Below are 14,386 nucleotides of genomic sequence, written 5' to 3' on the forward strand. Positions count from 1 at the left end.
GAAGTTCGGGGCCCGCGCGGCCGTCGGTGTCGGCCGCGCGGGTCGGGGTCAGGCGAGCGTCGACGCCGCGGGGTCGAAGTCCTCGGGGAGGACGGGACTCGAGGACACCGTGCTCTCGACGCGGACGGGGCCGTGCTGCTCGGCGGCCTCGGCGATCGAGACCATGACGTCGAGCACGTGGAACGCCAGCGCACCGGGGACGCGTTCCGGCACGTCGGCGCGGATCGCGCGAGCGAGCTCGACGACGCCGGTCCCCCGCGTGTAGGTCGACCCCGTGGCGGGGATGACCTCGGGCTCCTCGGAGCCGGCGGTCCAGAGCTTCGTGTCCCCGTCGAACATGTTCGGGTCGGGGAACACCACGGTGCCCGTCTCGCCCGAGACCTCGACGAACCCGGCACGCGGCTGGGCCGACTCGAAGCTGAAGATGCTCTGCGCGCTGCCACCGTTCTCGAACTCGATGAGCGCCGAGTAGTGCGTCGGGACCTCGACCGGGAACTCCGTGCCGGCCTTCGGCCCGGACCCGATCACACGGGTGGCGCGGGCCTTCGACGCGGTTGCGCTCACCTGCGCGACCGGGCCGAACACCTGGACGAGCGTCGTGAGGTAGTACGGGCCGATGTCGAACAGCGGGCCACCGCCGAACGCGAACAGGAACTCGGGGCTCGGGTGCCAGGACTCGGGGCCAGGGCTCTGCATGATCGTCAACGCGTTGAGGGGCGTGCCGATCGCGCCACCGGCGATGGTGCGGAGGGACGTCTGGAGCCCGGCGCCGAGGAACGTGTCCGGCGCGACGCACACGCGCTTGCCCGCGGCGTGGGCCGCCTCGACGAGGGCGCGGCCGCTCTCGCGGTCGAGGGCGTACGGCTTCTCGCCCCAGACGTGCTTGCCGGCCTCGAGTGCCTTGGTGGCGACCTCGACGTGGGCGGCGGGGATGGTCAGGTTCACGACGATCTCGATGTCGTCGATGGCGAGGAGTTCATCGACCGTGCCGGAGCCGGGGACGTTCCACTTCTCGGCCTGTGCCGCCGCACGCGGCAGGTCGATGTCCGCGATGAACAGGACCTCGAGGTCGGGGAAGACGGTGAGGTTGGAGAGGTACTGGTCGCTGATCACGCCGGCGCCGATGACGCCGACGCCGACCCGGCCGGTGCGTGCGGCGCTCATGCCTGGACCCCCGTGAGGAAGGCGTGGCTGTCGGCGACGGCCTGGAACACGTCGCCCTCGTGGTCGTCGAGTTCGATGACCTGCTGGGCCTGCGGCGCCGCAGCGATGATCTCGCGGACGGGCATGATGCCGTTGCCGACCGCGACCTGGGCCTTGTCGTTCTTCGTCCCGTCACCGTCCTTGACATGCAGGAACCGGACCTTGTCACCGAGCTTGCCGAGGATCTCGACCGCGGAGTCACCCCCGACCTGGCACCAGTACGTGTCGAGCTCGAGCACGACGTCGTCGTGCAGGGCGTTCGCGAACACCTCGTAGGCGGAGACGCCGTCGATGCGGTGCTCGAACTCGAACGCGTGGTTGTGGTACCCGAGGGCCAACCCGTGGTCCGCTGCCCGTGCGGCGACGGCTCCGAGCTCGCGGGCCATCGCCTCGACGTCCTCGCGGGTGGTCCAGCGCGCCTCGTCGATGTGCGGGTCGATGAGCGTGGTGAGGCCGACGGTGACGCTCGCGCTGAGGATGCGATCGAGGTCGAGGCCGGCGTCGCCGAGGAGGCGAGCGTGACCGCTCGGCGCGGTGAGGCCCGTGGCCTGCAGCGCCTCGGCGTACTCGTCCGCGCGGTCGACGTAGCCGGCGAGCTCGATGTTCGTGAACCCGATGTCGGCGATGCGCCGCAGGGTTCCGGGTAGATCGGTCGCGATGGCGTCCCGGACGGTGTAGAGCTGGACCGAAAGCGGTGGGGTCACCTGGTTCTCCTCGTCGAGTGGTGCGGTACCGGCCGGTGTCGGTCCTCCTCCGCGAGGGGCGCCGGCGCTGGCCGCAGGTCACACTACGAGCACTTCTGCCGAGCGTCAAGCAGAAGTCCCATGTCGCTCGGCGATCTTGCTTGCTGCCGCCGTCGTTAGTGTGGTTCACTCCGACCATGGTCGATCTGACGCGTGCGGCAGCGCCGCCCACCGTCGGGGCGAGTGAGCTGTTCCAGATCCTGCGGGACGGCGTCCCCCGTACCCGCGCCGAGCTCGCCGCCCGCACCGGGCTGTCCCGCTCGACCGTCAGCGTGCGCCTCGACGCGCTCGTCGAGGTCGGCCTCGTCGGCCCGCTCGACACCGCTGTCTCGACGGGCGGACGGCCACCCGCGCAGATCGCACTCCGACCGACCGCGCGGGTCGTCGCCGCCGCCGACCTCGGTGCCTCCCACGGGCGTGTCGCGCTGACTGACCTCATGGGCAACCGCCTCGCGATGGACGAGGCCCGGATCGACATCGCCGAGGGGCCCGTCCCGATCCTCGAGTGGCTCGTCGGGCGCCTGGACCTGCTGCTCGACCGGATCGGTCGCCGCCGCGAGGACGTCGTCGCCATCGGGATCGGTCTGCCGGGCCCGGTCGAGTTCTCCACCGGACGCCCCGCCAATCCGCCGATCATGCGCGGCTGGGACGGCTTCGACGTCCCCGGATGGGTGCGCCAGCACATCGACACCCACGTGCTCGTCGACAACGACGTCAACATCGCGGCGCTCGGCGAACGGGAGCACGCGTGGCCGGACGTCGACCACATGATGTTCGTCAAGGTCGCCACCGGTATCGGCTCCGGCATCGTGTCCGAGGGCCGCCTCCAACGTGGCGCACAAGGCACCGCAGGCGACATCGGGCACGTCCGCGTCGCCCGCGCGGGCGAGGTCCCCTGCCACTGCGGCAACACGGGCTGCCTGGAGGCCGTCGCCTCCGGTCCGGCGATCGCCCGCGCGCTGCGCGCGAAGGGCCACGACGTCACGTCGAGCGAGGACATCCTCGCGCTCGTCGCCCGCGCGGACATCGACGCGATCGGCGCCGTCCGGCAGGCCGGCCGCGACATCGGCGAGGTCCTCGCCACGTGCGTCTCGCTCATGAACCCGGCCGTCATCGCGCTCGGCGGGTCGATGGCGCAGGCGGGGGAACACCTCCTGGCCGGCGTGCGCGAGGTCGTCTACTCCCGTTCCATGCCGCTCGCGACCTCGCACCTGGTCATCGCGCAGTCCCGCGCGGGCTCCGCCGCCGCGTTGCACGGCGCGTCCGCCCTGGCGATCGACTACGCGCTCTCCCCGGCAGGGATCGACGAGATGGTGGCCGTGGGCGAGGATCGCCGCCTCGTGTCCTCCTGACCGTCCCGGCGCGAGGGACAATGGTCGCGTGACCATCGTGCAGCCGACGCTCTCCCTCTGGGACGACGACGACGCGTACGACCGGTTCACGGTCCTCCGCGACCACACCGCGCGCATCCTGGCCGACGCGACCGACCGCGTCGGCTGGCTCCGTGCCCGCGCGGCCGGGATCACCGCGACCGACGTCGCCCGGCTCGCGTCCCTCCACGCCGTGGAGGCCGTGGTCGCCGACAAGCGCTACGGCTCACGGTTCTCGGGCAACGCGTTCACGGACCACGGTCGCGAACGCGAACCGGTGATCGCCGCCTGGGTCGCCGCCACGCACGGCATCGAACCGTCGAGCGCCCTGTTCCACGCCCGCACGAACCGAGCCCACCTCGCCACACCGGACGGCGTCGGACACGATCACCAGGGTCGTCTGGTGCTCGCCGAGATCAAGACGACGTCGACGGGCTGGCGTCGGATCCCCCGCCACTACCTGCGGCAGATCTGGTGGCAGCAGTACGTGCTCGGCGCTGAGCGCACGCTGTTCGTGTGGGAACGACACGACGACTTCGTGCCCGTCGCCGACGAGCCCGAGTGCCGCTGGGTGGATCGCGACGACGACCAGATCCGCGGGCTCGTCGAACTCGCCGACCTCGTGCTCGACCGCCTCCGCGTCGCCCGGAGCTGACGCCGGGGCTACCGCCGCTCGACGCGGAGGAGCCGCACCCGCGCCACCCGCGCGACGACGATGCCGATGAGGGTGATGAACACCCCGATCGCCACACATGCGATCGCCACGACGCCGTAGCCCTGCCGCGGATCGAGGAACGGGTACGGCACCCAGCCGTCGGTGCCGCCCCGGACGAGGACCACGCCGAGCCAGACCGCGGGGTAGACGAGGAACCACGGAACGCGCCGCAGCGAGATCGGACGTCGGTCGTCGACGAAGAGCCAGTCGAGTGCCAGGTAGAGCGGCACCCAGCGGTGCAGGACGTCGTTCGACCAGGCGAGCCCGAACGCGCCGAGCGGGACGTGCACGAGGAGGGTGTTGTACACGACGCCCGTCGTGGCCATGTACGTCGTGGCAGCGGCGCGCACGAACGTCAACCGGCTCGTCGACCGTCCACGCGCGGCGAGCACCACGACCGCGACGAGCACCACCGCGGCCACGCAGTTCGACTGGATGGTGAAGTACCCGAAGAAGTCCCACGGTCGGAACACGTCCCCGCGCACGAGCACCACGAGCTGTCCCACCACCGCGGTCACGATCGCGATCGCGACGACGAGCCGGACGGCGGACACGACGGTGAGGCTGGTGCGCACGTGGCTCACAGTAGTGGCCCCGGCTGCTGCACCGGGCCTCCCGACAGCTGCCTGTGGACGTCTGCGGAGCGCGGGCGGTGCTGTGGGCGGACGGTCCCTGTCGGCGGATGGTCCCCGGCGGCTCGGACGGCGCAGGAACGCGGAACGGCCCACACCGCGTGCAGCGGTGTGGGCCGTTCGGGTCCTCCGGGACTCAGCCGATCGCGTTGACGTCGAGCGGGATGCCCGGGCCGAACGTCGTCGAGATGGCGCCCTTCGTGATGTAGCGGCCCTTCGAGGCGCTCGGCTTGAGGCGGACGACCTCGTCGAGTGCGGCGGTGAGGTTCTCGTTCAGCTGCTCCGGCGTGAACGAGGCCTTGCCGACGACGAAGTGCACGTTGGCGTGCTTGTCGACGCGGAACTCGATCTTGCCGCCCTTGATGTCGTTCACCGCACCCGCGACGTTCGGGGTGACGGTGCCCGTGCGGGGGTTCGGCATGAGACCACGCGGGCCGAGGACGCGGCCGAGACGACCGACCTTGCCCATGAGTTCCGGCGTCGCGACGGCGGCGTCGAACGAGGTGTAACCGCCGGCCACCTTCTCGATGAGCTCGTCGCCACCGACCTCGTCGGCACCCGCGGCGATGGCGGCCTCGGCCGCCGCACCCGTCGCGAAGACGATGACCCGGGCGGTCTTGCCGGTGCCGTGCGGGAGGATGACGGTGCCGCGCACCATCTGGTCCGCCTTGCGGGGGTCGACGCCGAGCTTCAGCGCGACCTCGACGGTCGAGTCGAACTTGCTCGAGCCGGTCTCGCGCGCGATGTCGACGGCCTCGGACGGGGTGTAGTACCGGTCGGCCTCGATCTTCGCGGCCGCGGCCCGGTAGGCCTTGGAATTCTTCGCCATGGTGGTTCTCCTAGTCGAGAGTGTGGTTGACGAGCCTGGCGAGGCTCTCCCACGGGGGTGTCGGAAGGGGTGCGGGGCCTCAGGCCTCGACGGTGATGCCCATGGAGCGGGCGGTGCCGGCGATGATCTTCGCCGCGGCGTCGACGTCGTTGGCGTTGAGGTCGGCCTGCTTCGTCTCGGCGATCTGACGGACCTGGTCCATCGAGATGCGCGCGACCTTGACCGTGTGCGGGGTCGCGGACCCCTTCTGGATCCCGGCGGCCTTCTTGATGAGCTCGGCGGCCGGCGGGGTCTTGAGGACGAACGTGAACGAGCGGTCCTCGTACACGGTGATCTCGACCGGGACGACGTTGCCGCGCTGGGACTCGGTCGCCGCGTTGTAGGCCTTGCAGAACTCCATGATGTTCACGCCGTGCTGACCGAGCGCGGGACCGATCGGCGGGGCGGGGTTGGCCGCGCCGGCGTTGATCTGCAGCTTGATCAGGCCCGTGACCTTCTTCTTCGGAGCCATGTCTCTTCCTTCTCCTGGGTTCGAACGCACGGGGACCCGTGCACTCTCCCGCTCGTCCGGCCGTTCCGGACCGCGGTGGCGAGCTCGGTCCGCGATACGGATCCGAGCCCAAACTCGAACAGTCTACTAGAGCTTCGTCACCTGGTCGAAGCTGAGTTCGACCGGCGTCTCGCGCTCGAACAGCGAGACGAGGACCGTGAGCTTGCCGCTCTCCGGCTTGATCTCGGAGATCGACCCCGGCAGACCCGCGAACGAGCCCTCCTTGATGGTGATCGTCTCGCCGATCTCGAAGTCGACCTCGGCGGGGGTGACGCGCTGTGCCGCGGCACCACCCTTCGCGCCGCCCTTGGCCGGGGCCACCTCGGCCACCTGCACCAGGCTCTTCAGCATGCCGAAGGCCTCGTCGAAGCGGAGCGGCGTGGGGTTGTGCGCGTTGCCGACGAAGCCCGTGACGCCCGGCGTGTGACGCACGACCGACCAGCTGTCCTCGTCGAGGTCCATGCGGACGAGCACGTAACCCGGGATCCGGACACGCGTGACGAGCTTGCGCTGGCCGTTCTTGATCTCGACGACGTCCTCCATCGGGACCTCGACCTGGTAGATCGCGTCCTCCATGGACATCGACACCATGCGGTTCTCGATGTTGGACTTCACACGACGCTCGAAGCCCGCGTAGGAGTGGATGACGTACCACTTGCCCGGCTTCATCCGGAGCTCGGCCTTGAACGCCTCGTACGGGTCGACCTCGACCTCGTCCTCGTCCTCGTCGCCCAGCGCGTCGGCGGCCTCCTCGGCGGCCAGGTCCGCGTTGGCGGCGACGAGGTCTCCCTCGGCCTCCTCGGCCTCGAGCTCGAGCTCTTCCTCGTCCTCCACCGCCTCGACGGCGGCCTCGGCCTCTTCCGGCGTGTCGATCTCGAGCGCGTCGTCGACGATCGCGTCGGCCTCGGGGTCGCGCGACTCGGCGAGGGCGGCGAGCGCCTCGTCGAACGCGTCGCCGTCGGTCGCGCCGGTGGCGAGGGCCTCGTCCTCGTCCTCGACGGACATGGCGCGCTCCTCGGCGGACTCGATCGAGCGACCTTCGGAGGTCTCGACGTTGCCTTCCTGGTTCTCCTCGACCTCGGAGCCCTGCTCGGCGGCGGTCGAGAGGTCGATGTCGTCGCGAGCGCGAGAGTTGTCAGACACTGTCGGTTCTTTCCGTTCGGTTGGCGGATCGGGTGTTCGTTCGGTCCGGTCCGGCGGTGCGGCGCGGCCCCGGGGAGCCGACACGGATCAGGACTCCGCTCCGGAGCCCGTGGTGGTCGTCAGGAGGTCGCGCCGTTCCCGAAGACGTAGCCGACGCCCCACCCGAACACGAAGTCGAGCACGGACACGAGCACCATCATCACGACGACGAAGACGAGCACGACACCGGTGTAGCTGAACAGCTCACGACGCGTCGGCGTGACGACCTTGCGGAGTTCAGCGATCACCTGGCGGATGAACAGCGCGACGGCGGCGACGGGACCGCGACGCTTCTCGCGGTCACGCTTCGCCTTGGTGACGACGTCGTCGGTCGTCGTCGTCTCCAGGTCTCTTCTCGCCACTTCACACCCTTCGGAGGCCAGATCGCAGACGGTGCGCCTGCTGACCCGTCGTCCGGTCCGCACCGGATCGTGCGGACCGAGCTGCAGGGCGGACAGGACTCGAACCTGCAACCTGCGGTTTTGGAGACCGCTGCTCTACCAATTGAGCCACCGCCCTTCGGAAGGGCTCGCCCTTCCGTCGGTGAGGGAATCCATCCGCTCGACCGTGTCACCCTACCGGGTGCCCGACCGAGGGGCGATCACACGGCGAAGAGGCGCGCGAGAGCGTGGCGGATTCCGACCACCGCGCATCAGTCTACGGGAGCGGCGGAGGCGGTGTCCACTCGGGTGCCTCCAGCCGGGCGGGGCGCCCCGGTAGGCTGACCGCGTGAGCACCGAAGCCCCCCGTTCCGCGCCCCGCATCGCCTCCCGTGTCGCCGCCATCGCCGAGTCGGCGACGCTCAAGGTCGACGCCAAGGCGAAGGCGCTCAAGGCCGAGGGGCGCCCGATCGTGTCGTTCGCGGCGGGCGAGCCCGACTTCGCGACGCCGCAGCACGTGGTCGACGCCGCCGTTGACGCCGCCCGCGACCCCCGCAACCACCACTACACACCGGCCGCCGGGCTGCCCGAGCTGCGGGAGGCGATCGTGGCGAAGACCCGGACCGTGTCCGGCGCGGACGTCACCGCCGGACAGGTGATCGTCACGAACGGTGGCAAGCAGGCGGTCTACCAGGCGTTCGCGACCCTCGTCGACGTCGGCGACGAGGTCCTCCTGCCCGCCCCCTACTGGACCACCTACCCCGAGGCGATCCGTCTCGCGGGCGGCGTGCCGGTCGAGGTCTTCGCCGGGAGCGACCAGGACTACCTCGTCACGGTCGAGCAGCTCGAGGCCGCCCGCACCGACCGCACGAAGGTGCTCCTGTTCTGCTCGCCGTCCAACCCCACGGGCGCGGTGTACTCCCCCGAGCAGACCCGCGCGATCGGCGAGTGGGCGCTCGAGCACGGCATCTGGGTGATCAGCGACGAGATCTACCAGGACCTCGTCTACGACGGCACGGTCGCGACGGGGATCCTCGCCGCCGTGCCGGCGCTCGCGGACCAGACGGTGCTCGTCAACGGCGTCGCGAAGACCTACGCGATGACCGGCTGGCGCGTCGGGTGGATGATCGGTCCGGCGGACGTCGTCCGTGCCGCCGGGAACCTGCAGTCGCACCTCTCATCGAACGTCTCGAACGTCTCGCAGCGTGCGGCGATCGCCGCGCTCACCGGCCCGCAGGAGCCCGTCGTCGCCATGCGCGAGGCCTTCGCCCGTCGGCGCCGACTCATCGTCGACGGTCTCAACGCCATCCCCGGGTTCACCACGCCCACGCCGCAGGGCGCCTTCTACGTCTACCCGGACGTCACGGCGCTGCTCGGCCGCACCTGGCGGGGCGTGACGCCGACCACGTCCCTCGAGCTCGCGGACATGATCCTGGACGAGGCCGAGGTCGCCGTCGTGCCCGGGGAGGCGTTCGGACCGAGCGGGTACCTGCGCCTGTCCTACGCACTCGGCGACGACGACATCCGCGAGGGCGTCGCACGTCTGACGCGCCTGTTCTCCTGATCCCCCGCGGCCCGCGCCCCGACGAACGGGTCACCGGCCGGGAGGCCCGACACGTGCCCGGAACGTGCGTCCCGGCGAGCGGTCAGTCCGGCACCGAGTCGAGCAGGTCACCGACCACGACGGGTTCCGGCACGAGGGCGACGCCGAACCGGGTCATGACCATCGTCTGGACGTAGCGCGCGAGCTCGGCGACCTCGCTCGCGCTGGCGCCACCGCGGTTCGTCAGCGCGAGCGTGTGCTTCGACGACACGGCGGCCCGCGACCCGGGCAGGGCGAACCCGCGGTGCACGCCGGCGTGTTCGATGAGCCAGGCCGCGCTGAGCTTCACCCGCTCGTCGGGGACCGTCGGGGGCGCCGCCGGAGCCGACCCGAGCGGGACGACCGCCGGAGCGGCGTCCGGTGCGACCGGCCAGCGCGGTGCGTCGAGCGGCAGGGTCGCGGCGAACGTGGGCGACACGATCGGGTTCGTGAAGAACGACCCCGCGCTCGCGGTGTCCGCGTCCGTCGGGTCGAGCACCATGCCCTTCGCGGCGCGGAGGCCGAGCACCGCCGACCGGACCGCGGTCGGGGCGACGGCCGCGCCGAGCTCCACGGCGAGCGCGGTCGCGAGCTGCGGGTACCGCACGGGGACGCCACGGCCGTCGGCGAGACCGAGGCGGAACTCGACGGTGAGCACGACCCCCCGGCGTCCGCGCTTGAACACGCTCGTGCGGTATCCCAGGCCCAGTTCGTCGACGGGGAGCCAGGCCCGCTCTCCGGTGTCGGCGTCGAGGAACTCCACCGCGGCGAGGACGTCGCCGACCTCGACGCCGTACGCGCCGACGTTCTGCACGGGACTGGCACCCGTCGTCCCGGGGATCCCGGAGAGCGCCTCGAGTCCGGTCCAGCCGCGTTCGACGGTCCGGGCGACCAGGTCGTCCCAGGGTTCGCCCGCCGCGACGCGGAGCCGGACGGCGTCCGAACCGTCCGGGACGACCTCGACCCCGCGGGTCCGGACCAGCAGGACCGTTCCGGGGAACCCGGCGTCGGCGGCGAGCAGGTTGCTCCCGCCGCCCACCACGAGCCAGTCGTCGCCGTCGGCCCAGGTCCGTCGGGCCGCCTCGACCAGCCCGTCGGTCGTCGCACACACGACGAGCCGGGTCGGACGGCCGCCGACGCGCAGGGTCGTGAGCTCCGCGAGTGCGGTCACCGACTCGGTCAGCGGAACACCACCCACACCTGGGCCTTGCCGAGCACGGTGACGCCCGCCGCGGTGACCGTGAGGTCGATGCGCTCCGGGCGGCCGTCGTCGTCGAGCAGCCCGATCGTCGCGACGACCGTGACGTCGGCGCCGCCCTCGGCGTCGACGACCACGGGACGGGTGAAGCGCACCCCGTACTCGCGGACCCACCCGCGGTCACCGAGCCACTCGGCGACCGGCTGCACGGCGAGCCCCATCGTGAGCATGCCGTGCGCGAGCACACCGGGGAGCCCGACCGCCGCGGCGACGTCGTCGCGGTAGTGGATCGGGTTGAAGTCGCCGGAGGCCCCCGCGTACCGCACGAGGGCATCGCGCGTCAGGTGCACCGTCCGCTCGGCCACGACGGCACCGACCTCGCTCGCGCCGGTGGTGTCGACCGTGCTCATGCGACGTCCCCCCGCACGACCAGGGTCGACGTGGCGGTCACGACGTGGGCTCCCGAAGCGTCGACGACGGCGGACTCCGCCGTGACCATCGCGTTGCCGCCGAGGGTCTTGACCCCCGTCACCGTCAGGGTGGCCGTGAGTTCGTCGCCGGCGACGATGGGTCGCTCGTAGCGGAAGCGCTGCTCGCCGTGCACGACCCGCGCGAAGTCGATCCCCGCGTCCGGCTCGGCGAGGAGCTGCGCGAGCGTGGCCTCCTGCACGACGACCGCGAACGTGGCCGGCGCGACGACGTCGGGGTACCCGGCGGCGCGGGCGGCCGCGGCGTCGAGGTGGACGGGGGCGGTCGCGAAGACGGCGCGAGAGAACTCACGGACCTTCTCGCGACCCACGAGGTACGGCGCTGCCGGCGGGAACGTCCTGCCGACGAGCTCGGGGTTCACTGACACCCGGGCAGTCTACCGAGGACCGCGTGCGCGGCACCCTGCCCGGCTCGGAGCCAGTGAACGAAGACAGTTGTCCCGTGCGCGCACGGCTTCTCCGCGTGCGCGCTCCCCGGCGGTCCCGACGTCCGTCCCGCTCCTAGGATTCCGGGGCAGGAAAGCGAGGGCGAGTGACGCAAGTGTCGGGGCAGCCCCGGTCGACGGAAGAGGACGGTGTCCCCACCGGTCGGCAGGCGAGCACGGACCACGTGGGGTCCGATCACGTGCGCGTGCTCCGTCTCCGCCACGTGGTCAGCCCCGAGGACCACGGGAGCGATCACCACCTCCTGCTCCTCCCGCCCGGCGATCACGATCTCCCCGCGACGCTCGACGTGCTCGAGGCGGTCTCGATCCAACTCGCCGTCCTGCACCGCGTGGCACGGACGACCACGGGCAACGAACGACTCCGGCTCCCCCGTCAGCCCGCGCGCCCCGTCGGCACCGCCCTGGCTCGCTACTGGGCCAGTGCCGCAGCACACGCCCGTGCCGCGGCAGCGCTGCCCGGCGTGGAGGCCGGCAGCATCGTCCGGACGACGGCCGAGGAGTCCCTGGCGGCGGCCACCATCGCGACCTTCGAGCTCGCGCCGGTCGACGCCGGGCTGACCGAGGCCCCCTTGGCGGTCCGGCGCGCGGTGGCGTTCATGGAGGAGCACGCCGGCGCACCGATCACGATCACGGACGTCGCCGCGGCCGCGCACATGAGCGTCCGCGGACTCCAGAGCGCCTTCCGCCGCGCGCTCGGGTCGACCCCGCTCGAGTACCTGCGGTCCTACCGCCTCCGGAGCGCACACGCCGACCTGGTGGCCGCGGATCCGTCCCGCGGCGACTCGGTGGCGGCGATCGCGACGCGGTGGGGCCTCATGCACGCCGGGCGGTTCTCGCAGCGCTACCGCGAGCGCTTCGGCGAGTCGCCGATGACGACGTTGCACCGCTGAACCAGCACGTTCGGGACCGTGGTGCCCGCACCACGCCTCGTCAGTGCCGCAGGGTCTCGCCCGGCGACCGGCCGTACTCCTCGCGGTAGGCACGACTGAACCGGCCAGCGTTGCCGAACCCCCAGCGCCCCGCGATCTCGGTGACGGTCGCGCCGGTCCCCGGATTTGCTGCCTCCAGTTCCTCGTGAGCGGCGGCGAGCCGAGCCCGCCGGAGATGGTCGAGCGGCGTCGTGTCGAGGTGCCGACGGAACGCGAGCTGGAGTCCGCGCACCGACATCCGGGCCTCCGCGGCGATGTCGGCCACGCTCATCGGACGGCCGGGGTCGTCCTCGATGAACCGGACGGCGCGCCGCACGGACGACGGGAGCGAACCCGTCCCGCGGACCGTGCCCGACACGACCTCGATCGGGAACGTGTGGAGCGCGGCACCGATGAGCGCGCGGAACGCCTGCTGCCGGACCAGGTCGAAGCCGCCCGACAACTCGTCCTCGCCATCGTCCATGACTCCGCTCGCAGCGAAGTCGACCACGCTGGACCAGAGCGCCGCCGCCGCGGCCGACACGGGCGCCGTGCCGTGGAACCGGACGACCGCCGTCTCGGCGCCGAGGTGCTCCGCGGCGAGCCGCTCGACCGCGGCCGTGGTGACGTTCACGACGAGGAGTCGCGAGTCCTCCGCGTGGCTGCGGACGGCGCCGTGCCACAGGGACGGGCCGGCGGTGGGTCCGGTGTCGACGTTGTCGTAGCGGCCCTCGAGCGTGTGGACGATGCTGAAGCCGTCCGTCAGATCGCTGGCGAGGTCCATGATCGATCCGAAGCGGATCCGGGCGAAGGTGACGTCCTGGTCTCCGTCGACGTGTTGGGTGAACCGGAAGCCACCTCCGGCGGGCACGTCCTGCACCCGCACCGTCGGGTAGACCGTGCGGAGCGCCGCCAAGGCCTCGTCCGGATCGCTCGTGTCGAAACGCGCGTGGATGAGGGCCATGATCCATCCTGCCTGTCGGTCGCACCGCGACTGCAGGGGATGGAGCGGCCGCGGCCAGGACCGGCCGGACCGACGCCAGCGGCGTCGACCGAGCCGGAGAACGGTAGCGAGGGCGGGACTTGAACCCGCGACACCACGATTATGAGCCGTGTGCTCTAACCAACTGAGCTACCCCGCCGCGGACACCGCGGCGCCGGGAGCGCTGCGGGTCGGAGCCCCGAGTCAGGATTGAACTGACGACCCCTTCCTTACCATGGAAGTGCTCTACCACTGAGCTATCGGGGCGTGGCCGCGGACGGGAACCCGGCGCGCGGCACCGTACGAGGATAGCAGAGCCGGCGCGCCGTGCGTGCACCGGTCACGCCCCCCGGGCGTGCCGAGCGTCAGTCCGCGTTGGCCCGGAGCCAGGCGATCGGGTCCACCGCGACGCCGTCGACGTGGACCTCGAGGTGCAGGTGCGGACCGGTGGAGTTGCCCGTGCTCCCGACCAGGCCGAGTTCGTCCCCGACCGCGACGTGCTGCCCCTCGACCACCTCGAACGAGTCGTCCTCCATGTGACCGTAGACGCTCACGAACCGCTTGCCGTCGACGTCGTGCTCGACCCACACGTCGTTGCCGTACCCGCCGTCGTCCGCCTGCACCTTGGTCACGGTGCCCGCGGCGATCACCCGGATCGGCGTGCCCGCGCCCGGCGCGAAGTCCGCGCCCTCGTGGAACGTGGAACAGAACGAGCAGCCCTCGACGTTGCGGGCGCCGAATCCGCTCGTGATCGGCACGCGGGTCATGAACGGCCACTGGATGGTCCCGTTCGGGTCGTTCGTGAACGTGTCGCTCGTGTTCGCGGACGCGGCCGCGGGTTGGGAGACCGTGTAGCCGTCCCGACCGGTCTCGGCATCCGAGGCACCGTCGCCGACGGTCAGGGACTGCGCGGTCGTGCCGGCGGCCGCGTGTCCCGGGAGGGGCATCGGGGACCAGGACGCCTGCGCCGGCAGGGAGGTCGACACGACGAGTCCTGCCACGAAGAGCAGCGCCACCGCACCGGTGACCCGCTCGGCCGCGCGCCGCAGCGCGCCGTCCGTGGCGACCCCGGCCCCGCGGCCCCGCCCGGCACGCCGGGGAGCCGCCACGGCCGCGCGACGCTGCGCCACGACCGGGACCGAGCCCGTCCTGCTCCCCCGCACCCGGGCCGACGTGGC

Annotated in this window: 16 protein-coding genes and 3 tRNA genes; 4 read left to right on the forward strand and 15 right to left on the reverse strand. The window is 71.8% G+C overall.

The features are described from left to right. Positions 1-48: 48 nt before the first annotated feature. Positions 49-1,164 carry a Gfo/Idh/MocA family protein gene (locus DEI86_RS08550; RefSeq protein ID WP_111009448.1) on the reverse strand — a complete coding sequence of 372 codons (1,116 nt, stop codon included), beginning with the start codon at positions 1,162-1,164 and terminating at the stop codon, positions 49-51. Then, positions 1,161-1,907, reverse strand: coding sequence for a sugar phosphate isomerase/epimerase (locus tag DEI86_RS08555; RefSeq protein WP_111049298.1), 747 nt, complete (start codon positions 1,905-1,907; stop codon positions 1,161-1,163). Before DEI86_RS08555 ends, DEI86_RS08550 begins: the two co-directional genes overlap by 4 nt. Before the next feature lie 176 nt (positions 1,908-2,083). Here DEI86_RS08555 and DEI86_RS08560 point away from each other — a divergent pair, with 176 nt between their 5' ends. Continuing rightward, the gene (locus tag DEI86_RS08560; RefSeq protein ID WP_111009446.1) at positions 2,084-3,298 is read left to right on the forward strand and encodes an ROK family transcriptional regulator; all 1,215 of its coding nucleotides are present in this window, start codon (positions 2,084-2,086) and stop codon (positions 3,296-3,298) included. Between the two features lie 28 nt (positions 3,299-3,326). Further along, the gene (locus DEI86_RS08565) at positions 3,327-3,971 is read left to right on the forward strand and encodes a YqaJ viral recombinase family protein (RefSeq protein WP_111013531.1); all 645 of its coding nucleotides are present in this window, start codon (positions 3,327-3,329) and stop codon (positions 3,969-3,971) included. Positions 3,972-3,979: 8 nt separating this feature from the next. Here the strand turns inward: DEI86_RS08565 and DEI86_RS08570 are convergent, their stop codons facing one another. The 6 genes from DEI86_RS08570 to DEI86_RS08595 form a co-directional block, all read right to left on the reverse strand. After that, entirely contained in the window at positions 3,980-4,606 is a 627-nt protein-coding gene (locus tag DEI86_RS08570) for a Pr6Pr family membrane protein (protein ID WP_111009444.1), read from the reverse strand. Between the two features lie 193 nt (positions 4,607-4,799). After that, positions 4,800-5,492: a 50S ribosomal protein L1 gene (gene rplA / locus DEI86_RS08575; RefSeq protein WP_111013533.1), complete on the reverse strand. Its 693-nt coding sequence runs from the start codon at positions 5,490-5,492 to the stop codon at positions 4,800-4,802. A gap of 79 nt (positions 5,493-5,571) precedes the next feature. After that, the gene (rplK, locus tag DEI86_RS08580) at positions 5,572-6,003 is read right to left on the reverse strand and encodes a 50S ribosomal protein L11 (protein ID WP_111009442.1); all 432 of its coding nucleotides are present in this window, start codon (positions 6,001-6,003) and stop codon (positions 5,572-5,574) included. Positions 6,004-6,129: 126 nt separating this feature from the next. Further along, positions 6,130-7,185: a transcription termination/antitermination protein NusG gene (gene nusG / locus DEI86_RS08585; protein ID WP_111049299.1), complete on the reverse strand. Its 1,056-nt coding sequence runs from the start codon at positions 7,183-7,185 to the stop codon at positions 6,130-6,132. Between the two features lie 119 nt (positions 7,186-7,304). Beyond that, positions 7,305-7,586 (reverse strand): preprotein translocase subunit SecE, encoded by a 282-nt coding sequence (secE, locus tag DEI86_RS08590; RefSeq protein ID WP_111009440.1) that lies wholly within the window; start codon positions 7,584-7,586, stop codon positions 7,305-7,307. Positions 7,587-7,670: 84 nt separating this feature from the next. Next, positions 7,671-7,743: transfer RNA gene (locus tag DEI86_RS08595), tRNA-Trp, on the reverse strand. A gap of 210 nt (positions 7,744-7,953) precedes the next feature. Here DEI86_RS08595 and DEI86_RS08600 point away from each other — a divergent pair. Then, positions 7,954-9,168: a pyridoxal phosphate-dependent aminotransferase gene (locus DEI86_RS08600; protein ID WP_111027022.1), complete on the forward strand. Its 1,215-nt coding sequence runs from the start codon at positions 7,954-7,956 to the stop codon at positions 9,166-9,168. An 82-nt stretch (positions 9,169-9,250) separates the two neighbouring features. Here DEI86_RS08600 and DEI86_RS08605 read toward each other — a convergent pair whose 3' ends face one another. Genes DEI86_RS08605 through DEI86_RS08615 form a run of 3 tightly spaced genes read right to left on the reverse strand, consistent with a single transcriptional unit; the run spans position 9,251 to position 11,240 of the window. After that, a complete protein-coding gene (locus DEI86_RS08605; protein ID WP_258376490.1) occupies positions 9,251-10,357 on the reverse strand; it encodes a UDP-N-acetylmuramate dehydrogenase in 1,107 nt (368 codons plus the stop codon). 8 nt (positions 10,358-10,365) lie between these two features. Next, positions 10,366-10,794 carry a MaoC/PaaZ C-terminal domain-containing protein gene (locus tag DEI86_RS08610; protein ID WP_111049300.1) on the reverse strand — a complete coding sequence of 143 codons (429 nt, stop codon included), beginning with the start codon at positions 10,792-10,794 and terminating at the stop codon, positions 10,366-10,368. Then, positions 10,791-11,240, reverse strand: a complete 450-nt coding sequence (locus DEI86_RS08615) for a MaoC family dehydratase N-terminal domain-containing protein (RefSeq protein WP_111049301.1) — start codon at positions 11,238-11,240, stop codon at positions 10,791-10,793. Before DEI86_RS08615 ends, DEI86_RS08610 begins: the two co-directional genes overlap by 4 nt. Positions 11,241-11,404: 164 nt before the next feature. Between DEI86_RS08615 and DEI86_RS08620 the strand changes: the two genes are divergently transcribed. After that, complete coding sequence (locus DEI86_RS08620; protein WP_146244891.1) at positions 11,405-12,208, forward strand: helix-turn-helix transcriptional regulator; 804 nt, start codon at positions 11,405-11,407, stop codon at positions 12,206-12,208. A gap of 40 nt (positions 12,209-12,248) precedes the next feature. On the opposite strand, the gene DEI86_RS08625 is transcribed toward DEI86_RS08620, so the two are convergent. The 4 genes from DEI86_RS08625 to DEI86_RS08640 all read right to left on the reverse strand — a co-directional run bounded on the left by DEI86_RS08625 (position 12,249) and on the right by DEI86_RS08640 (position 14,338). After that, positions 12,249-13,190: a helix-turn-helix domain-containing protein gene (locus tag DEI86_RS08625; protein ID WP_111049303.1), complete on the reverse strand. Its 942-nt coding sequence runs from the start codon at positions 13,188-13,190 to the stop codon at positions 12,249-12,251. Between the two features lie 104 nt (positions 13,191-13,294). Then, positions 13,295-13,368 (reverse strand) — tRNA-Met (locus DEI86_RS08630). A 35-nt stretch (positions 13,369-13,403) separates the two neighbouring features. After that, positions 13,404-13,475: transfer RNA gene (locus DEI86_RS08635), tRNA-Thr, on the reverse strand. A 98-nt stretch (positions 13,476-13,573) separates the two neighbouring features. Next, positions 13,574-14,338, reverse strand: coding sequence for a M23 family metallopeptidase (locus tag DEI86_RS08640; protein WP_181439738.1), 765 nt, complete (start codon positions 14,336-14,338; stop codon positions 13,574-13,576). Positions 14,339-14,386 lie beyond the last annotated feature (48 nt).

It is taken from the genome of Curtobacterium sp. MCBD17_028 (assembly GCF_003234875.1).
GTDB lineage: Bacteria > Actinomycetota > Actinomycetes > Actinomycetales > Microbacteriaceae > Curtobacterium.

What these genes read in the sequence shown, in the direction of transcription:
- DEI86_RS08550 (WP_111009448.1), bottom strand. Translation starts at nt 1,164, where the DNA reads ATGAGCGCCGCACGCACCGGCCGGGTCGGCGTCGGCGTCATCGGCGCC.
- DEI86_RS08560 (WP_111009446.1), top strand. Translation starts at nt 2,084, where the DNA reads ATGGTCGATCTGACGCGTGCGGCAGCGCCGCCCACCGTCGGGGCGAGT.
- rplA (WP_111013533.1), bottom strand. Translation starts at nt 5,492, where the DNA reads ATGGCGAAGAATTCCAAGGCCTACCGGGCCGCGGCCGCGAAGATCGAG.
- rplK (WP_111009442.1), bottom strand. Translation starts at nt 6,003, where the DNA reads ATGGCTCCGAAGAAGAAGGTCACGGGCCTGATCAAGCTGCAGATCAAC.
- DEI86_RS08610 (WP_111049300.1), bottom strand. Translation starts at nt 10,794, where the DNA reads ATGAGCACGGTCGACACCACCGGCGCGAGCGAGGTCGGTGCCGTCGTG.
- DEI86_RS08625 (WP_111049303.1), bottom strand. Translation starts at nt 13,190, where the DNA reads ATGGCCCTCATCCACGCGCGTTTCGACACGAGCGATCCGGACGAGGCC.